This window comes from Sphingobacterium zeae, from assembly GCF_030818895.1.
Lineage (GTDB): Bacteria > Bacteroidota > Bacteroidia > Sphingobacteriales > Sphingobacteriaceae > Sphingobacterium > Sphingobacterium zeae.
Genome location: NZ_JAUTBA010000001.1, coordinates 3570062 through 3589038, shown reverse-complemented (window position 1 = coordinate 3589038; position 18977 = coordinate 3570062). Strand labels below are relative to the sequence as shown.

13 protein-coding genes are annotated in these 18977 nt (G+C 46.2%); 6 read left to right on the top strand and 7 right to left on the bottom strand.

Going from position 1 to position 18977, the window contains the following annotated elements; genetic code table 11:
• Positions 1-55: 55 nt before the first annotated feature.
• The 3 genes from QE382_RS15140 to QE382_RS15130 all read left to right on the top strand — a co-directional run bounded on the left by QE382_RS15140 (position 56) and on the right by QE382_RS15130 (position 1961).
• A complete protein-coding gene (locus QE382_RS15140) occupies positions 56-628 on the top strand; it encodes an NAD(P)H-dependent oxidoreductase (protein ID WP_307186638.1) in 573 nt (190 codons plus the stop codon).
• A gap of 46 nt (positions 629-674) precedes the next feature.
• Positions 675-1130 carry a DinB family protein gene (locus tag QE382_RS15135; protein WP_307186637.1) on the top strand — a complete coding sequence of 152 codons (456 nt, stop codon included), beginning with the start codon at positions 675-677 and terminating at the stop codon, positions 1128-1130.
• 183 nt (positions 1131-1313) lie between these two features.
• Positions 1314-1961 (top strand): hypothetical protein, encoded by a 648-nt coding sequence (locus QE382_RS15130; RefSeq protein WP_307186636.1) that lies wholly within the window; start codon positions 1314-1316, stop codon positions 1959-1961.
• 33 nt (positions 1962-1994) lie between these two features.
• Here the strand turns inward: QE382_RS15130 and QE382_RS15125 are convergent, their stop codons facing one another.
• Genes QE382_RS15125 through QE382_RS15115 form a run of 3 tightly spaced genes read right to left on the bottom strand, consistent with a single transcriptional unit; the run spans position 1995 to position 5657 of the window.
• Positions 1995-2618: a response regulator transcription factor gene (locus QE382_RS15125; RefSeq protein WP_307186635.1), complete on the bottom strand. Its 624-nt coding sequence runs from the start codon at positions 2616-2618 to the stop codon at positions 1995-1997.
• Positions 2611-4629, bottom strand: coding sequence for a tetratricopeptide repeat-containing sensor histidine kinase (locus QE382_RS15120; protein WP_307186634.1), 2019 nt, complete (start codon positions 4627-4629; stop codon positions 2611-2613). Before QE382_RS15120 ends, QE382_RS15125 begins: the two co-directional genes overlap by 8 nt.
• A gap of 56 nt (positions 4630-4685) precedes the next feature.
• Positions 4686-5657, bottom strand: coding sequence for a TolB family protein (locus tag QE382_RS15115; RefSeq protein WP_307186633.1), 972 nt, complete (start codon positions 5655-5657; stop codon positions 4686-4688).
• A gap of 408 nt (positions 5658-6065) precedes the next feature.
• Between QE382_RS15115 and QE382_RS15110 the strand changes: the two genes are divergently transcribed.
• From QE382_RS15110 to QE382_RS15100, 3 genes are all read left to right on the top strand, one after another.
• Complete coding sequence (locus QE382_RS15110) at positions 6066-9422, top strand: SusC/RagA family TonB-linked outer membrane protein (protein ID WP_307186632.1); 3357 nt, start codon at positions 6066-6068, stop codon at positions 9420-9422.
• Between the two features lie 20 nt (positions 9423-9442).
• On the top strand, positions 9443-11461 hold the full coding sequence (locus QE382_RS15105; protein ID WP_307186631.1) for a RagB/SusD family nutrient uptake outer membrane protein: 2019 nt from the start codon (positions 9443-9445) through the stop codon (positions 11459-11461).
• Between the two features lie 105 nt (positions 11462-11566).
• The gene (locus tag QE382_RS15100) at positions 11567-12676 is read left to right on the top strand and encodes a glycoside hydrolase family 88/105 protein (protein ID WP_307186630.1); all 1110 of its coding nucleotides are present in this window, start codon (positions 11567-11569) and stop codon (positions 12674-12676) included.
• 82 nt (positions 12677-12758) lie between these two features.
• Here the strand turns inward: QE382_RS15100 and QE382_RS15095 are convergent, their stop codons facing one another.
• The 4 genes from QE382_RS15095 to QE382_RS15080 are packed head-to-tail and all read right to left on the bottom strand — an operon-like array spanning position 12759 to position 18972.
• Positions 12759-14306 carry a DUF6850 family outer membrane beta-barrel protein gene (locus QE382_RS15095; RefSeq protein WP_307186629.1) on the bottom strand — a complete coding sequence of 516 codons (1548 nt, stop codon included), beginning with the start codon at positions 14304-14306 and terminating at the stop codon, positions 12759-12761.
• Positions 14307-14317: 11 nt separating this feature from the next.
• Entirely contained in the window at positions 14318-15529 is a 1212-nt protein-coding gene (locus QE382_RS15090) for a DUF4876 domain-containing protein (RefSeq protein WP_307186628.1), read from the bottom strand.
• Positions 15530-15533: 4 nt separating this feature from the next.
• On the bottom strand, positions 15534-18362 hold the full coding sequence (locus QE382_RS15085) for a TonB-dependent receptor (RefSeq protein WP_307186627.1): 2829 nt from the start codon (positions 18360-18362) through the stop codon (positions 15534-15536).
• Positions 18352-18972, bottom strand: a complete 621-nt coding sequence (locus QE382_RS15080) for a hypothetical protein (protein ID WP_307186626.1) — start codon at positions 18970-18972, stop codon at positions 18352-18354. Before QE382_RS15080 ends, QE382_RS15085 begins: the two co-directional genes overlap by 11 nt.
• Between the last annotated feature and the right edge of the window lie 5 nt (positions 18973-18977).

Here is an 18977-nt window from a genome sequence, read left to right as displayed (position 1 = left end):
ATTTATTGGGTGAGATCGGTTTGCGTTTCATTTTTTTTGCTTATGTTAGCAAAAGATGAAGAACGTTTTATTAATCAATGGGGATCTTTTTAAAACAGCGTCTACTGACTTCCTGATGGATGCTTACCGAACAGGTGTAATGCAGGCGGATGGCATTGTACATGATCTGCGGATCGCAGATCTACTTTTTAATTACAATATTCAACTTCCTTCGTTGCATTGGACTTCTGTGGAAGCCGATCTGCAGTTTGCTTTGCGTCGTCTTCATTGGGCGAAACATATCGTATTGTTCTGTCCCGTTTACCGTTCATATATCCCCTCCAAGATCAAAGGCTTTTTTGATCGCCTGTTCTTGCCCTATCAAAGCAGTCTGGATGTTAACCGCATTGATAACAATTTCTATGGTAAATCTGCCCGAATAGTAAGTATATTGGATCAAGATCTCTTTGCTGAATATAACCTTTACAAAAAGACAAATTTTATGAGCGTGAAGAAGGATGTCTTCGAACGCTGCCATATTTCGCCTGTGCGAACATCCGCCATGGGCGAACTGCATCAACTGAACAACTCCTACAGTGCGAAATGGGCAGATAAACTCGCACGGTTTGGCCGGATTGATCTCGTATAAATGTGCTACAATCATCTTTTAAATGTACTACAAATAGCTTTACAACATGGAATCACTCTTTAATGCCTGGAAAACGAGCCGTATGGCATACCTCAAATTTTTTGAGCACTATTCCCTAGAAGAGCTCAACCTCATTCCTGCTGGCTTTGGAAACAACCTGATCTGGAACATCGGTCACATCATTGCCACACAGCATAAATTAATTTATATCGGATCGGATGTAAAAGGGCATATTCCAGAAGAAGTTTTCCTGAAGTACCAGTCGGGTACAAAACCAACAGTACCGGTATCCCAACAGGAAGCGGATCTGCTTAAAAGTTTGCTTGTTGAACAAATTGAGCCGACTATCCTGGATTTTAACAACAACATATTTCTTCACTATAACTCCCGTACCACGGGGACGGGCTTCCACGTCGCTTCAATATACGATGCCTTCGAATGGAATAATTTCCATGAAGGGCTCCACATGGGCTATATGATGAGCATTAGGAAGTTTATCTAACGAAGTCCCCAATTTTAGAACGCTTTGCAGGCCAACTTGCATATTGATGTGCCAGTATTCATGATTTAATTTTCATGGTTTTCGTGGATTGTCTTCAAATGGACTAACGATTAGTTTTGTAATAGAGCTGAGTAATGCAGCGAATTTTTCTTCGCAAATCAGCTTACAACGAACGAAAGTTTTATGAAATATTTAGATATGAAATACAGCACAAAAGCGTTAGTCCTCCCGCTATTGTTTACAACGATAGCTTGTGGTAAATCCCAAGATTCTGGTTCCTATCAGCTGACGTTCAATGAACGCATGAATAGACAGGCCTATCTGGGCAGTACCGAGTCGACCATGTATTTACATGGATACGATCGTTTAGCGCCGGTAAAGGGAAAAGGGTCTTTTAGTATCGATAAAATAAAAGGCGATAGCTCCACCTTGGTGCTTCTCATGGAACTGTCTGGCCAAGAGGGATTTTCTTTTGCTATTCCAGGGAAGCAAACCGGGCGCTCGTGGCGGTTTACCGCCAAATCGGGCGAGTTATCCGTCGCCGACAACGGAGAAGTCAATGGATCGCTGACCGCCAGTGCTAAGGAGATCACGTGGAAGGGAAGACTTTTTGACGACGAGCTGATGCTGGACGTCAAAATTAAATATCTTAAATCCGGTGGCGGTGTACCTGCAGAATCTATCTTAAATACACATTTTGAGCTTCTTAGATCGGGCGACCAACAGGGGGGCAATGGGCAACAGGGCTGCACCATTGTATGGGAATCACGGCCGGTATTCAATGTCTATGAAGGCGGTGTAGACCTGATTTATGTGCCGGTGTGCCACTGATGTTTGCGCTGTCCAACGACAGCGCGTTGCTTATTAGATAAACTTCATTTCAGTAGCCTTGTGGATCAAGGAAGCCGAATTGCTGACGGAAAATTTTTGTAGCAGATTTCGACGGTGACTTTCGACAGTCAATGGGCTGATAAACATCAATTCGCCAATTTTGGGTGTGGTATAACCTTGCGCCATCCATTTGAGTACCTCGCGCTCTCTTTCTGTAATCTTTGGAACAGAATCTTGCTGATTACCTTTTAATATGAAGTTCATTTCTCGGCTGAGCACCTGTTCACCCTGATGAACGGAATGTATACCTTGAATTAAGTCTTCGGCAGATACATTTTTGAGAAGATACCCCAGGGCTCCCGCCTGCAGCATACGAAGGGCGATGCTGCCTTCATTTAGGTTGCTGATCGCAATAACCTGTGTGTTGGGAAAATCCTTTTTTATGATTGCAGTGGTATCGATACCATTCATGCCGGGCATGTTGATGTCGACCAAAACAATATCGACAGATTGGGTTTGAAGAAAAGCTAAAGCATCACACGACGAGGTAAATGTGCCCAGTAAAACGATGTCTGCGCTGTTCTTTAAAATAAATTCAAATCCATTCAATACGAGTGGATGATCGTCTACGATAATAACTGAAATAACCTTATCCATGTATATTAAGTTGAATATGGAATGATGCGCCGTTTCCTACTGCTGCATCAATCTCTAATTGTCCATTTAAGATGTCGACCCGGTTACGAATGTTGGAAATACCAATCCCTTCCTTGGTCATTGTTGCATGCTGGGGATCAAAACCCTTGCCGTTGTCCTCTACGTTCATATGGAATTTATCCGCCACCTGACTACATTGTACCCACACCTGCGAAGCTCCACTATGCTTTATAGCATTGGTCAGTAATTCCTGTAAAATCCGGTACGCCGCGATCAGAAAATCTTGCGGGTAGTGTTCTCGTAGATTTGAAGCTTGAAAATCGACCTGAAGGTCGGGATGTGACATGGCATTGCAAAGATCCCTGAGGGCGACTTCCAGACCCAAATATAGCAAAGACTCTGGCATCATATTGCGCGCTATCCGCCGGAGTTCGTCAACGGAATGATCCAGTTGTTCAATGATTATATGGAGATCCGTCGTTTTTGCAGCTTCTTGCTGAGAATTGGCATTTGCCGCAACCGCCGAAAGTTTTAGTTTGGTACTCGCCAATATTCCGCCCAATCCGTCGTGCAGATCCCGTGCGATGCGGCTTCGCTCTCTTTCCTGTCCCTGTAACATCGCATTATAAAGATTTAATTTTTCTTGTTGCTTACGATTTTTAATTTCCTCCTCTAAAAGCATCTCTTTGTGGGTGGCCAACTTTTTCTTGTTGAGGAAGGCGGTGTACCAGGTGAAAGATAAAAAGGATAAAATAAGCATAGCGAAAGCAAGAACACCGACCCACAAGCGCGTCTTTTGAAGGGCGAGCTGATGCCCTTGGTTCTCTGTTTTTATACGCAATAGTTCCTTTTCTTTTTCTGCCGTCTGATATATTTTTTCCAGTTCCATGATTCGCGCATTGCCCTTATCCTGATAAAGGGTATCGGATAGTTTTTTGTGCGCTTCGTACCAGTGGGTAGCTTCTCGCCATCGTCCCAATTTAACGGCTGTGGTCGCGAGGTTATCATACACCATTTGCTTGTTTCTGAGGGACTCTTTGTTTTGTACATAAGGAAGTACGGCCAACAGCTTGTCCAGGGCAGCCTGATATTGTCCCGCTTCTTTTAACGCAGTGAATTGATCAAAAATAATGGATGCCGTCATATCCTTATTTTGCTGTCTTTTAGCAGCAGCAAGACCATGCTCAAAATGGATGTTAGCCTTGGACATGTTCTTTTTTGCTGCCCAATAGCTTCCTGTAACAGTGTGGTAAATGGGTATATAGGATGAATTGGGAATACGGACGCTTATTTTCTCAGCTTTATCGAGTCGTTTTTTGGCTTCTATACCATCCTGCCGAAACAACGCATTGCGGGCAGCATTGACGTATAATGTCAAAAGCTGTTCATCGGAATCTTTTCTCCCCTGTAGCAGATGAAAAGCCTTCTCGTAGTATTGTTCGGCCTTGCCATATGCCTGGAGGTTCATCAGCACCATGGCAATATTCTGGTAATTATTGCCAAGCAGGATATTATCCTGAAGCTGTTCCGCTATCGGTATCACTTTATTGAGCAGCACATGTACATATTCGTCCGACTTTCCCTCGCGCTGAAGTAATGCGCCATAACTTCCCCAAAGCCTTGCACGGTGCTTTTGGGCGGAGACATTATTTTTCTGATCGATCTTTTTAAGCTGATCTTCGGCCTGTAAGTAAAGCTGTTTTGCCTTTAAAGGTGCTGAGTCAAAGTAGACTGCAGCGCGGTAGAAATAAGATAACCCCCTATAGTAGCTGGATTTGCGCATGGGCCCTAATACCTGTTCGGCTTCTGCGATATACTTGAGCGCTTGGGTACTATCGTAATCGCACCAAAAAAAGCTCAATTCATACAGGGCTTGGGCCTTGCTCGCCTGATCGTCCACACGCAGTAGTTGTTGATATAGGCTATCGCTATAGTGCTCAAGTTGATTCTTTTGCTGGCCAAGGGCATTGAAGCGTGGCAGTGCACAGAGCACTGCGATAAATAGTAACATTTTATGCATGCACGGGAAACAGAATATTGATTTCTCAAAATACAAAATAATTCTTATTACCGCCAAATCATCTGTCCATCAGCGCTTTCAATTCTGTCTTTTCCTTTCCAAATGACAGGAAGGACTTCGGAAGCACTATTGATTTCTAAACCAACATCGTGCTGCTTACCATCATTCGGAATAATTTTCAGGTCCCATAGGTATCCAAGTGTTCCCGTAGACCGATAATTGGTACCAATCAATAGGTATTTTCCATCGGGTGAGAATTCTGGTATCGATTCTTTAAAATTACTTGAAGTGACCTGCTTGAGGTTATTTCCGTCTACATCCATGGTGTAGATGTGATTGCCGATGTTAAGCGCAAATTGTGTTCCCGCCTGGTTGACCGTCAGCTTGCCCCAGTCCTGATAGTTCATTTCCTTCACCAAGGCTCCAGAGTTATAAGGGGGAGCGATTTTTATAATATACTTTCCATGTGTCAAGACAATGTTATTTCCTGGTAGCCATACCCGGGATTCGTTGAAACCCAGCCGTTCACCATTGATATCTACAATACGTGCGACAAATTCGCCGTTTCGCTTTAAAATGGTCACCCCGTCCTGAAAGTCATTTGACGTAACCATGATCAAGCTGTTGTCGGGGGACAAGTAGCCTTTGCAGTAGGTGTTGCCAGCAGGACTGTTATAAATAAATTCTTCAACGATGTTGCCACTGTTCATATCACTGATCGTAAACTTTACATCGTATTGGCCGAGTCTGCTTGCATTTACTGCGGTTAGTTTCCATTTTCCATCGCGCGAAATATCAAAATTATTGAGCTTTGAGTCGTCTGGTATAAAAGATCCACCGATGCCATCGGGTAAGCTCATCTTCAGCACCCCTTCAGTCGCCCAATCGTAATAAATCGTTCCCTTCAATGCAGCGGGGTAAGTGCTCGATCCGCTACCATTGTCCACACTATCCTTTGAGCAAGAGCTGACAATCAATAAAGTAAATAGCTGTACAGCTATGCAAAATAACTTTTTCATCGTTCTTTTCTTTTGGTATAATCCAAAATTACACGGTTGATGATGTTAAATCAATCCACGAAAACTAGGGTTTTATTCATTTTTTAGCAAAAAGTAGGGTCACCGAATTTTGAAAAGCATTTTGTCATACGAAAAATACGAAAACGTTATAGTTAAAGAACGAAAACGTTGTAGTTAAATGTTGATAACTTCAAAGTATGATGTCTTGGAATGGATCGCTAAAGGTCGCAGGTATCCCGCTAGGCACTTTTTTGATCGAAATTTTCGTTATTGAGACAAAGTCGCAATTTTTTGATACAATATCGTCCTGTTTTTCTAATTCCTAATCTTCACTTTTACAATTAAGATTCCTTGAATAAAGGAAGCCAATTATAAAATTACTGATTCATCTAAAGTGAGTATTTCTTTATGAGAAACAATTGTAAACTAAAACAAAATCTGTTTTATGGTTTTGCCACCAGCAAATGGATACCCTGTTCCTGCCTGTGGTGTCTTGTCGCTTTATCGAGTCCTGCTGCGATAGTAAGGGCCAATGTCCCCGTTTTAAAGGCCTTGGACGAGGTTATGCAAAATCGTGAGATTACAGGTAAAATAACAGATGATACCGGCCAGCCGCTCGCTGCCGTGACCGTAAATGTGGCTGGTAGCAACGTAAGTACCGCTTCAAAGGCGGATGGAACCTATACCATTACCATACCTATCGCAAGCAAAAAGTTAGTATTTAAGTTATTGGGATACAAGAGCCAGGAGGTCGACCTTACAGCAACCAACGTCGTCAATGTGGAGCTAAAATCTACCACGGGTGAGTTGGATGAAGTGGTGGTAGTGGGCTACGGTACCATGCGGAAAAAAGACCTAACGGGCTCGGTGACACAAATCCATCCGGATCGCATTGCCAACGAAAACCCCAAGACCGTACAGGATATTCTGCGTGGATCGGCAGGACTGAATATCGGCTATGACGCTTCGGCAAAAGGGGGCGGTTCTATTGAGGTAAGGGGTAAGCGGTCGGTATACGATAGCAACAGTGGCCACAACAACCCCCTGCTGGTGCTTGATGGGATGATTTTCTATGGCGAACTTTCTGAAATCAATCCAGATGACATTGAGCAGATTGATGTGCTGAAGGACGCTTCCGCTGCAGCTATCTACGGCTCAAAAGCGGCCAGTGGCGTAATTATCATCAGCACGAAAAAAGGGAAGCAGGGCAAACCGACGATCAATATGACGATGAATGCTGGTGCAACACAGTTGAGTGAATACCGCAAAAGATTCAGCCCAGCTGCCTATTTGCAGCACCGTGAGGAGTGGTATACCAAAAATACCTACGGCATTAACCCAACCACGGGCTTATATGAGGCTTATCAGACCCGGGATGCTAATGGTAACCTGACGGTGCCTTATGGCTTTTATCTCAATCCGGAGCAGCTGCCGGGCTCCTTGTCGCTTGGGGCCTGGCGTGCGCAATCGACCAATGAAAGTGGCGAGTCTGACCGGAGCATCTGGGGCCGCCGTTTGGGGCTGCAAGGAAATGCCCTGCAGAACTTTCTGGATGGAAAAACGGTCGACTGGGCCGATCATACCTTTCGTACTGGCTTTAACCAGGATTACAATGCTAGCATCAGCGGAGCAAGCGACCGGGTGAACTATTACCTGTCTATGGGCTACCTCAAAAATGAGGGTACTGTCGTGAGCGATACCTACAAGGCTGTGCGGGCCAATATGAAAATCAATGCAAAGGTGACCGACTGGCTGGAGCTGGGTGCAAACGTAAATTTCCAGGACCGCTCGGACGGGAATATTGATATCGATATGGATCAAATCCTGCGCAACAGCCCGTACGCAGATTATGCAGATGCCAACGGCAATCCGCTGCAATATCCGCTTGGCGAACAGTTCAGCCAGCGGGGGTACAATTATGACTTTCAGAAGAAATACCTGGAGCTGGACAAAGGATATACGGTTTTTAACTCTATTTTCAACGCTAAAATTAAACTGCCCTTTAATATCACGTATTCATTTAATGCCTCGCCGCGCTTGCAGTATTTCCATGACCGTTACTTTATGTCGGCCGAACTACCGGGTTCTAATCCGGCCGATCGTGGTGCAAACCGCGAGCAGACCAAGCGCTTCGACTGGTCGCTCAATAACACCATCAGCTGGGAACAGACTTTTGTGGATAAGCATCGCCTGATGGTAACTTTGGTGCAAGAAGCAGAAGAACAGCAGTCCTGGAAAGATCGCATTGAAGCGCGCAATATTTTGCCTTCGGATGCGCTGGGCTTTCACAACACCAAAAATGGATCAAAGGAAAACAGCAGCTTTGATAGCTACGATACCCATCAGACAGCGGATGCGTTATTGACCCGTTTATTTTATGCCTACGATGACCGCTATATGCTCACGACGTCCATCCGGCGGGATGGTTATTCAGCTTTTGGTACTTCCAACCCCTATGCGACTTTTCCTTCCGTGGCCTTAGCCTGGAACTTTACCAAAGAAAAATTCTTTAAATGGGGCGATGTAATGGATTATGGTAAGTTGCGCGTTTCCTATGGTAAAAATGGAAACAGACAACTGGCCGATCCGAATCTGGCGTTGGCCAACCTGTATTCGGGCAGTGGCAAGATGCATGGCTACCTCAACTCGGCCGGTGAACTGGTTCAATACCGCTACCTGATGGTGGATCGGCTGGCCAATCCAAATCTGCAGTGGGAAAAGACCACAGCCTGGAATTTTGGTCTGGACTTCGGATTTTTAAAAAATCGCATCTCAGGAACACTGGAGTATTATCTGATGCAAACCCACGACATGATCATGGAGCAGAAGCTACCCAATTTTACGGGATTTGGAAGTATTACCACCAACCTGGGGCAGGTGGACAACAAAGGAATTGAGCTGACCTTGAACACCGTCAACCTGCGGAAAGAAAAGTTACAGTGGTCGACCACCTTCAATTTCGCCTACAATAAAAATCTGATCGTGCATCTTTATAAAAACTACCAAGATGTGCTGGATTCCAATGGTAATGTGATCGGCCGTAAGGAAATGGATGAGATTTCGAATAATTGGTTTATTGGACAGCCCATTGGTGCTATCTGGAATTATCAGGTGACAGGAATTTGGCAGGCCAATGAGGCGGCCGAGGCTGCTCAATATGGGCAGGCGCCTGGTGATCCGAAAGTAGCCAATGTGTATACCGCAGATGATGTTGTGAACGGCGATATAACGAAACCTGTATATAATAATAATGACAAGGTTTTTTTAGGGCAGACGGATCCACGTTTCCGTTGGTCGATGCGCAACGAGTTTATCCTATGGAACGACCTTAGTTTTTCTTTTAATATCTATTCGGCGATGGGACACAAAAGCTTGTCGGGCAATTACCTGAATAACGATGATGATGGCGGACGTATGGCTTATGGACTGGCTAATCTGCCCGCAAAGGAATATTGGACACCGGAAAATCCGACCGATCGCTATGGCCGTATCGAGGCTAAGGGACCGATCGGAGCAGAGGGCGCAGCGCAGTTATACGACCGCTCGTTTATCCGGCTCGACAACATCTCGGTAGGCTATACATTGCCAAGACATCTGACCTCCAAATATAACCTCAACCGGGTGAAGCTGTATGGTACGGTGCGGAATGTGGCGACGTGGACAAAGGACTGGGAATACGGCGATCCAGAGACTTTCCATCCCGACAACAACCCGAGTGGATGGGCCTCAAGGGTCTTTACTTTCGGTGTGAATTTATCTTTATAACCTGATTAATTGTAATGTACATGAATGATATACGAAACAAATCCAGAAGCCTGGGCAGGAGTATTGCCTTTTTGCTTGCCAGTACACTGGCGATAAGCAGCTGCTCGAAAGAATTTTTGCAGCCCGACCCGCTGTCAATTTATTTACCAAACGAAACGTTTAATACCGAGTCAGGTTTACGCTCTGCAATGGCTATCTGCGACCGCCATCTTAAGGGGTATTGGGCCACAGATCATAACGAGATGCTGACGCTTGGCACAGAATACATCTTTTCTGAACTGATGGTGGCCAGCAATACGGACAAACGCAGCATGATGGCGGATGTTGCCAATATGCTGACACCAACCAGTGACAACTCCAGCTTACAGAATCTCGACCGATCCAACAGCCTATGGTATTTGTGGCAGGAAACGTATAAAGGGATCAGTTATGCCAATACCATTATCAAGTACGTGGATCAGGTTCAAACCCTGAGCGAGGAAGATCGGAATGCTTACAAAGGACGGGCTTATTTCCATAGGGCTTTTCGCTATATGGCATTGGTGTTTGAGTACGGAGATGTCCCTTTGGTGACAACCATCATAGATGTGCCCAAACAGAATTACCGAAGTACCAAGCGCGACGCCATTTTGCAGATGATGACCAAGGACATGGAATTTGCCGTCCAATGGGTACCGGATCAGAAAAACATGAGCCTGATCGGTATGATCAACAAAGGGGCCTGCCGCATGTTGCTGGCAAAATATTATCTGGCCATAGGGGAGTACCAAAAGGCCAGAGAGCAAACCGGTATCCTGATTGACCAGTCGGGCTATGCTTTGATGACTGAAAGCTTCGGTACATTTAATGATGGCGGGGAAGCGCAGACCTGGCCTATTACGCGCAACGTGATCTGGGACATGCACCGCCCCGAAAACAAACTGATCGCCAGCAACCGCGAGGTGATCATGGGGATGCCCAACCGTGGTGCCGATGCGGAGTCTTTCGTTAAAATGCTCACTATGAGAATATTATATCCCTTTGTGTTCGACTCGCGAATACAAACGACAGATGGAAAACAGGCTTTGTTGAATATCAAACGCAACAGTGGGGATTACAATGCAAAATATGATTACATGCGGGCCTTTGGTCGTGGCATTGGAACTTTTCGCCCCACTTCTTTCCAGTCCCACGGAGTATGGGCTGTCAATGGAAAGCAAGATGAGGGCGACCTGCGCCACAGTTCCAAAGTGGGAAACTGGGTACGCATGGCAGATTACAAGGTCAATAATAAGGCTTCCACTGATTTTGGTAAACCACTTTTACTCAACGGTCCAGCGACAGGCAAACTCCTTTGTAGTGATACCATCCGTCGCTGGTACGATGTGCCACATTATAAATTTTTTCTTGACGACCCGGTAAGCGAGGCCAATATCAGCGGCTCGGACGGTTCACGGGGGGCGACCAACGGTAGCATCGCAGATTGGTACCTCTATCGCCTGGCAGAAGCTTATCTCCTGCGTGCCGAAGCCAAATATTATATCAATCCGTCTGACGGGACAATTAAAGACGACTTAAATGCCATACGTAAGCGGGCAAAATGTACCGAGCTCTATGATGGGCCAGTGACCATTGGAGATATCATGAATGAAAGAGCTCGCGAGCTCTACTGGGAGGAATGGCGTAATGTGGAATTGAAACGGGTATCGCTTTGCCTGGCACGTAGCGGTAAACCAGATGAATGGGGGAATGTATACCATCTGGATAATTTTGATAAGCAAAGCGGTACAGATGCCAGTGGCGGTAGCTACTGGTATCAACGCATTGTGCATTATAGCTTATACAACAAAGGCATCATTCATGTCAATGCAACAGGCCTAAGTGATGTCAACTATACAATGGATAAAAAGAATATGTATTGGCCTATCCCAAATGTAGCTATTACCTCAAATATTAAAGGACAGTTAAAGCAAAACTATGGCTACGATGGTTACAATCCGGCTACGCCAGTATGGGATCAATGGGAGGATGCTGTTGCGGATGAATCTAAAGTGGAATAGACTCAGAGGGCCCAAGACGTTTGTGCATGAGCGCAATAAGTTCGGAATTTTTTAATACCCATTTGACAATTAAAATCAGTTTATAAGTACATAAAAATAATTCATATGATAAAGAAGACTCTTTTATTTTTATTGATCCTTCCAGTTCAACTGCTAATCGCACAGTCGAATCTGGTAAATTTTCCGGCCGAGGCAGATCCAATGGAGGTAGGACATCGCATCGCGCATCGTTTTATCGCGGGCAAACATATGCTACATGCCGGTAAATGGATCAGCTATCCGGAGACCTTTTATTGGACGGGTGCAATAAACTATGCCCGTGTAACAAATGATGCAAAGCTGATGCAAGCAATGAAAGATCGATTTTCTAAACTTGTATCCAGCGAGCCGCAGTTGCTGCCACCGAAAAATCACGTAGACTTAAATATGTTTGGAAGTCTACCTTTGCGTCTTTACCAACTGACCACGGAGGAAAGTTACCTCGACTTGGGCTTGCCTTATGCGGATACGCAATGGCAGGTACCAGAAAATGCGGGGCAGGAGGCTAAAAACTGGGCGCAGCAGGGATATTCCTGGCAGACCCGGATGTGGATTGACGATATGTATATGATTACCATTGTACAGACGGCTGCATTTAAAGCAACCGGTGAATCAAAATATCTCGACCGCGCGGCGAAAGAAATGGTGCTTTATTTAGATAAATTACAACGCCCCAACGGATTGTTTTACCATGCGCCAGATGTTCCTTACTATTGGGGCCGCGGTAATGGCTGGATGGCTGCGGGTATGACCGAATTACTGCGTATGCTTCCGAAAGACCATGCTGACCGGCCCCGTATTTTGAAGGGTTATCTTACCATGATGGAGAGTTTGAAAAAAGAGCAGCGCAAAAGTGGCATGTGGAATCAGTTGATTGATGAAGCCGACTGTTGGGCAGAAACTTCGGGCTCGGCAATGTTTGCTTATGCGATCATAACCGGGGTAAAGCACGGATGGCTAAGGGAAAAGCAATATGGTCCCGTTGCCCGAAGAGCTTGGCTGGCGCTTGCAAAATATGTTGACGGGCAAGGAGCGGTATCGGAAATCTGCGTGGGTACCAACAAAAAGAACGATAAACAGTATTATTACGATCGTCCTAGACATACGGGCGATTATCATGGGCAGGCGGCTTATATGTGGTGTATCAATGCGTTACTGGACGCAAACGACAAATAGGATGGGCAAGCAGTAAATTTAGGGGCAAATTAATATAGAAGTGGCGGAACCTCAGGGAGGTATTCCGCCATTTTCTAAGGAGCTAAAATGTCAATAATCCCACTGTCAAACTGGCTGCATAACGGGATTTTCCGTTGTCACCGTATCCATTCGGTGTAGACAGCGCTGTTTCCAGGCTGCCCGATCCCTCCAGATAAAGTTGATTGCTTTTCTTTCCGAAGTGGGCAAGCCGGTATTGTATGCTCAGGGCATTGACTACCCGATCGCGTGTTAAATACTGGTATATAGGCAGGGCAATGCTGTTTGCAACAAAATTGCTCGAATAGCTTTTATCTGTATAACTCCATTCGTTTTTTACGCCAAAATTGTAGTTGGATGCCACATCAAAGACCCAGCGCGACAGGGCTTTGTTAAAGCGGATGCCAATATCCATGCGGTCGACGATTTCTTTTCCCTGCGGTAGGGCATAGCGATTGTCCCAGCCGGAATAACTTACGGTGGCCTTGGCAAACCAGTTTGAGCGATAGGCGCTGGTTTCTTTGGCCAATATATACCCCAAAGTAGCCTGGCTGCGTAGTGCTGTATTCAAGCTGCCTTCAAAAATAGTTTCATAACTGCGATCGTCCGTACGCTGCAATTGCTGGTATTCGGTATTGGAAATATCACAATACAGCAGGTTTAAATCGAAGTGATGATTGTAATCGCCACGTTTTAGATCAATGGCCGATAACACTGTGTACTGATCGTATTGATGTTTGCCAGCCTTCATCGGATAAGTGCTGCCGTCGGTAGCCTTTTCCTCATGATGAAGGTAGCTTCCGGACAGCAACCAGCTGAACTGATCGGCGGTATAACGAAAGCTGAGTTCGCTGCCATACGCATGCGCAAGATAGCTGCGTTCCATATCTGCCGTCATAATGAAAGGTGATGCCCCGAGGTATTCGGCTAAGCCCAGAAGTTTATAGACGTTGTATTGTTGACTTCCGTTGGCACGTACCAGATTCAGATCATTTTTCTGATAATTATAAATGGCTGCGAGCCCAAGCTGATGCTGCTTGCTGATTTTGTAGGAAATATTCGGTGCTAGCTGGATTTTATTTTCCGTATCCAGGGAACGTGGGTCCATTTGTCGCGCGCCCGTAGCGACCTGATAGGAGAGATCGAGGCCGGCACGCATGCGGCCACCGGCAAAGCTGGGGCTCGCTACTTTGAGACCCATTGTATAAAACTGCTTATTCCAGTCGCCCTTTAGTGAGTCGACTAGCTGATAGGGATTTTCGATAAATGGATTCACAAGGGATGCATAGGCCAGCTCCTTCTCTTTCAATGTGGTAAAGTCAAAGCGACCATAGAGCGTCCAGTCGCCGGAACGCTGAAATTTCTCTGTCGAAAAATTGAGTCCTTGTTTCGATTTGCCTGTAAACGGATGTCTAAAATCTCCGCTTTCATAGAAGTAGCCTAGGGTGGTGTTTCCTACAGCCGGTAGGTCAAGCTCGCCTAGTAAAGCGCTGCTTTTGAGTTTTAACAGGCTTTCCTTTTCTTTGGAGTAGCTGATATTCGTATTTTCCTGCGCTTGCAGCTGCATGAAAGAGGCTGTAAATGCCAGGGAAAAAATATATTTTATGTTCATGATGCGCCTGCTTATTTGGAATAACTTTTGGGACTAGGGGTATCGTTTATCGCAAAGTCGCTGGAGGAATTGTTGGTGTCCATCAATACTTTGATGCCATTGATTTCTTCCCTTACTTTCCGGATAACCGATTTTCCGGTACCGGCTCCGCCGCCAACAAAGGCTACTCCAGCATCAATCGTGAGCGGTAAACGCTTTTTGTCCAGTGTAATGGTGCTGTTGGCAACGCAGTCCACGCCGTCGATAACTTGGTCTGCAGCAACTTTCACATAACGTGTTGAAGCAGTTGCTCCGGGTTCGGTAACAGTTTGGTAGTTTGCATAGTCGTCGGGCGAGAGGATAACGAGTCCAGAGCCGTTGACACCGGGCAGCCAGTCAAATAGGGTTAACGATGAGCTATAGATCAGTGTTACGTTGGGTACGTCTGGCGAGTCGGTATCGTTTGAATTTCCGGGCGGATTAAAATAGGTCTCAAAATCGGCTATTCCCGCCCCCAAATCTGTGGGTGCATTGGGATTGCCTTTTGGATCTGTCCTATGATTAATTCCGTCAACAGCAATGACAATGGATTTGCCCGGCGCTACAGGGTGATCTACACCTGCGGTACCCGGAATGGTCCATAGGGAGGCAAGATATACGCTTTGTTGATCTTCGATAAATTTGGTGGCTAGTGTTGAACCCGCTTTTGTCGCTCCGAAGGAGATTCCGCCGGCGTATAGGGTGTCGGTCGAGTTGTTGTAGATTTCTACAAAACCATCGTATAAATAAGACGAATTATTTGGGGTGCGGCTACCGGTATAGTAAAATTCCTTGATGACAAATCCACCGATGGCCCCGCCGCTCAGCTGAATGTCGGTCTTTCCGGATTCTTGAATACGCAGGGAAGGGATGGAGGCATTCAAAAATGCTTTGCCCAGGCGTCCGCTGATGCTGATGCTTTCCTCTTCGGTCACCTCTCGGCTTACCGTTACGGTGTAGATACCAGGTATAATATCCTGCAGATCGACTTCGCCCTTTGCATTGGTGGTGAATTGGGACTGTTGACCTGTGAAGGTGTTTTTAAGGGTTACCGTAGCATTCGCGGCAAAAGATTCAATATAATTGCTGGGATAGTGGACAGCCAGGGAATAGGAAAGCGTATTGACCGTCGCAAAATCTTTGCGGCAGCCACTCAATAAACAGAGCAACGCAACCAGGTAGAGATAACAATTGATTTTCTTCATTTTTTTAGAATTTAATAGACAGTTCGGTTCCAAAAAAGATATCAATATTTCGTTTTGTGAACTGTTCGGGATTGCGTGTACTCCGTACCAACGGTCTGTTGTTGATGAAGTTGTTGGCATAGAACGAGAAGCCCATATTTTGGGCAAACTCCTTGGTCAATTTCATGTTGAACAGCCAGACTGGTTTCCAACTTTCGGTGCGGAAGGTTGCGTCGCTGAGACTGAGGTAAATATCGCGGTCGGCCGAGGTTATCTGCTGGCGCTCTGCCTCTGAAAAATAGACGATGTCCATGGGTTTGTCGGATCCTACAGGGATATAACCGATCGGCAGGCTGGAGTAGTCGACATTACGCTCCTTATCGATCCAGATGGTCTGTGCCGTCAGGGTCAGGATAAACCGTAGTTCGGGAATATGGTGTATGGCCCTTAAAGTGGTCATGAGTCGCTCGCTGTCGGTTCCGCGTGGCGCAAATACACCCACGCGTGTCATCGTTTTGTTGGGCACCTCCTGTGCAAGGATATAAGGTATGGTGGTCGTTGATTTGGTCGACTGATAGGCCCCCGTCAGCTGAAAAGAAGTGCGGATAGCGTCGAAGCGGCCCATATCAAAATCAAATTCAGCCCCCTTGTTGATGATCTGCCTACCGTTGGTAGGGGTGGCATAGGTAAATACATAAGGCGTATTGGTCACAATATCACTCAAAATCGGTTTTCCGCCCGCTACTTCCTGCTGCACGGTATACGTCGGAATAAGCGCATACTGCAAGCTGTTTAAGGTGGTCATATAGTCGTAGGCATTGTCGATCTTATCGTGATAAGCGGTAATGCTCAAACGCTGGCCTTTGCCGACTTTCCAGTCGATACCCAATTCTTTTTTATAGGATTTGGCCAGCTTGAGCTTATCGTTGCCTGTTTCATAGACGCGTGTGGTCAGGAGCGCTAGTGCCTCGTTGGGATCCTGCTTGTAATAGTTTAAACTGAAAACATCGAAATACGCATTTTCAGGATACAGCATGTTCAAGGTAGGAGACTTGGTGGCGATGCCATAGCCTCCGCGTAGGGTAAAGGCAGGCAGGAGGTCGTAGCTCACATTGATCCGTGGCGACACAGCGGTTTTACCGTCGCCACTGAAAGGCTGTAGCTGATCCATACGCACACCGGCCTGTATAGCCAGTTCGCGTTTTCCAAATCGGGCCGTCATACGGTCCTCTGCATAGGCACCGAGCAGATTCAGTGCGGGTATATCTTTGTAGGCCCGCGCACGGTATCCGTTCAGGTTATTGGTGCGGTAGGGGAAGTTGGGGTCAAAGGTCTTTCCGTTTCCACTGTTGGCATCCATTCGGTAATCTGTACCGACAAGGACGCGGTGTGTAAAAAGGCCTGTTTTGGCATAAAACTCATCCGATATCTTGGCAAATAAATTGACCGGTTTTCCCTCTACCCAAGCTTTATTGATATAGCTGGCAGGTAGATAGGGGGCCTCAAATGTACCATCGGTATACGAGCTTCCCACAGCTGAAATACCAGCAGTTCCAGCATTTTCCATATATGATTTCTGAAGCGAATAATTCAATGACACCGTATAGTTTAACTGTCGGGCCAGGGCCTTATTGACCTTCCATTTTCCATTGGTCGAAAAGCGGTAACTGTATTCCTGCGACTTGTTGAGCTGCGGAACAGCATTGGCATCCGGATCAATTTTGACGTTATCCAGGTTGCTACCAAAGGAGAAATAGGTATTGGTATACAATGGTTTTTCCTGACCAAAGGTTTTGCTGTACTGCGCTGAACCGGTTATACGGTTATAGGCGGCATAGGCCGATGTCTGCTTGTCATTCGCCCGGGTGTAGTCAAGGTCGATAAATAAAGTTCCCTTGTTTTTTCCGAGATCAAAACCCTGACCTGCCCAGAATTGGGTAAGCTTCGGGTTTATCCGTCCTTTGATCTGCAGGTCTTCTTTGCCAGCTTTTGTCTGCACGATAATGGCGCCCGAGGTCATGTCGCCATATTCGACCCCGGCAATGCCGCGGATGACTTCAACGGATTCGACATTATCGGCCGTGTATTGTCGCATATCGGCACCCAAACCCTGGGAAGTGGAAAAGCTGCCGATTGAACCGCTGGATCCAGAAGTACCGTTTAATATCGCCGCAGAACCCAAAGACTGCAAATTAGCATTGTTGGATGTTGGTGCCCCGTTAATGATAAGCGATGTACCCAGGGAGCTCATATAATCTGAAGAACGGTTGGTCTGGTTGCTATTGCCCACATTCCGTATGCCCGTTTTATTGACGTTGGTGAAACTCGGATTCGTTGTCATTCCACCGGGTAGCAACTGTAGGACTTCACCCAGGTTGGTCGCCTGCATATGTTCAATGGCCTTACGGTTGATGATGGTCGAGGTAGCACCTTCTTTTCGGTTTTCCTGACCAACGACCACAACGTCTGCCAGGGCAATGGAGTTTTCGGCCAATGCTATCACAATAGGCTCTTTGCTGGCAGTCACGGTCTGCTCTACTGTCAGCATCCCAAGGTAGCTGACAACAAGAGTGTACTGTCCGCTTGGAGTGCGGTCGAACGTAAAGCGACCGTTTTCATCGGTTTTGGCGTACAGACCCAGCTCCCTGATTTGTACGGTAGCTCCTTTGAGTGCCTTGCCGGTGCTTTTCTCTGTGATTATGCCACGGATATCGCCGTCCTGAAAATAGCGTTCAGTCAACGGTTTTGTGTTGGTGGTTGTAGCGGCGAACGTAGTTGGCGATGCTGATAAGGTCAGTAGGGCAAAGAATAGGATAGATCTTTGCCGTATCAACGCTGGTTCGTTATTTTCCATGGCTATGTCCCATATTTTCGGGGTTAATCATAATGTGTGCTTTGTAAGATCCCTCGTCCATTAACCAGGGAATTCCAGGTAAACCCGGTTTGCTCGACAAGCCGATATCGGCTGCTTTTGCATAAGGAACATAGATCACATAACGTCGCTGTGCACCTTCGATTTCTCCGGTTGTGTTGTTCAGTTTGGCTGATGGTCCCCAATAGCCGTACAGTATAGTTGGTGTCTGCGGGATGGGTAATTTGCCCGCTTTGTGTTCCGCTTCACGGATTTCATCGCGTTGTTTGCGTTTGCCTTCGGCGATCAGTTCGCGGCCGCGCGCCATAAAGGGGTCTAAGCTTTTTGGATAAGCATACGCATATAAAACGGAAGATTTATAGTCCGGTGCAAGGCAGATCAGGTTATTGGTGGCGGAGCCTTCCTGTAAGGTGATAAACTCGCCTTTTTCGTTATAACCCAATACTTTGGCGCCTTCACGTTGGTCTGCCGGGGCTGCCTGTAATGCAATTTTTATCTGTAGATCTTTTGCGAGTGGACTGCGTTCCTGTTTTTGTCCAAACACAGCCAGGGTACCCCACGATAGCGCAAGGGTGATGATAAGATGTTTCATAGATA

Coding starts and splice junctions, on each gene's coding strand:
- QE382_RS15115 (WP_307186633.1), bottom strand. CDS start 5,657: ATGAAAAAGTTATTTTGCATAGCTGTACAGCTATTTACTTTATTGATT.
- QE382_RS15080 (WP_307186626.1), bottom strand. CDS start 18,972: ATGAAACATCTTATCATCACCCTTGCGCTATCGTGGGGTACCCTGGCT.
- QE382_RS15090 (WP_307186628.1), bottom strand. CDS start 15,529: ATGAAGAAAATCAATTGTTATCTCTACCTGGTTGCGTTGCTCTGTTTA.
- QE382_RS15085 (WP_307186627.1), bottom strand. CDS start 18,362: ATGGAAAATAACGAACCAGCGTTGATACGGCAAAGATCTATCCTATTC.
- QE382_RS15130 (WP_307186636.1), top strand. CDS start 1,314: ATGAAATATTTAGATATGAAATACAGCACAAAAGCGTTAGTCCTCCCG.
- QE382_RS15110 (WP_307186632.1), top strand. CDS start 6,066: ATGAGAAACAATTGTAAACTAAAACAAAATCTGTTTTATGGTTTTGCC.
- QE382_RS15105 (WP_307186631.1), top strand. CDS start 9,443: ATGAATGATATACGAAACAAATCCAGAAGCCTGGGCAGGAGTATTGCC.
- QE382_RS15135 (WP_307186637.1), top strand. CDS start 675: ATGGAATCACTCTTTAATGCCTGGAAAACGAGCCGTATGGCATACCTC.
- QE382_RS15140 (WP_307186638.1), top strand. CDS start 56: ATGAAGAACGTTTTATTAATCAATGGGGATCTTTTTAAAACAGCGTCT.
- QE382_RS15125 (WP_307186635.1), bottom strand. CDS start 2,618: ATGGATAAGGTTATTTCAGTTATTATCGTAGACGATCATCCACTCGTA.
- QE382_RS15095 (WP_307186629.1), bottom strand. CDS start 14,306: ATGAACATAAAATATATTTTTTCCCTGGCATTTACAGCCTCTTTCATG.
- QE382_RS15120 (WP_307186634.1), bottom strand. CDS start 4,629: ATGTTACTATTTATCGCAGTGCTCTGTGCACTGCCACGCTTCAATGCC.
- QE382_RS15100 (WP_307186630.1), top strand. CDS start 11,567: ATGATAAAGAAGACTCTTTTATTTTTATTGATCCTTCCAGTTCAACTG.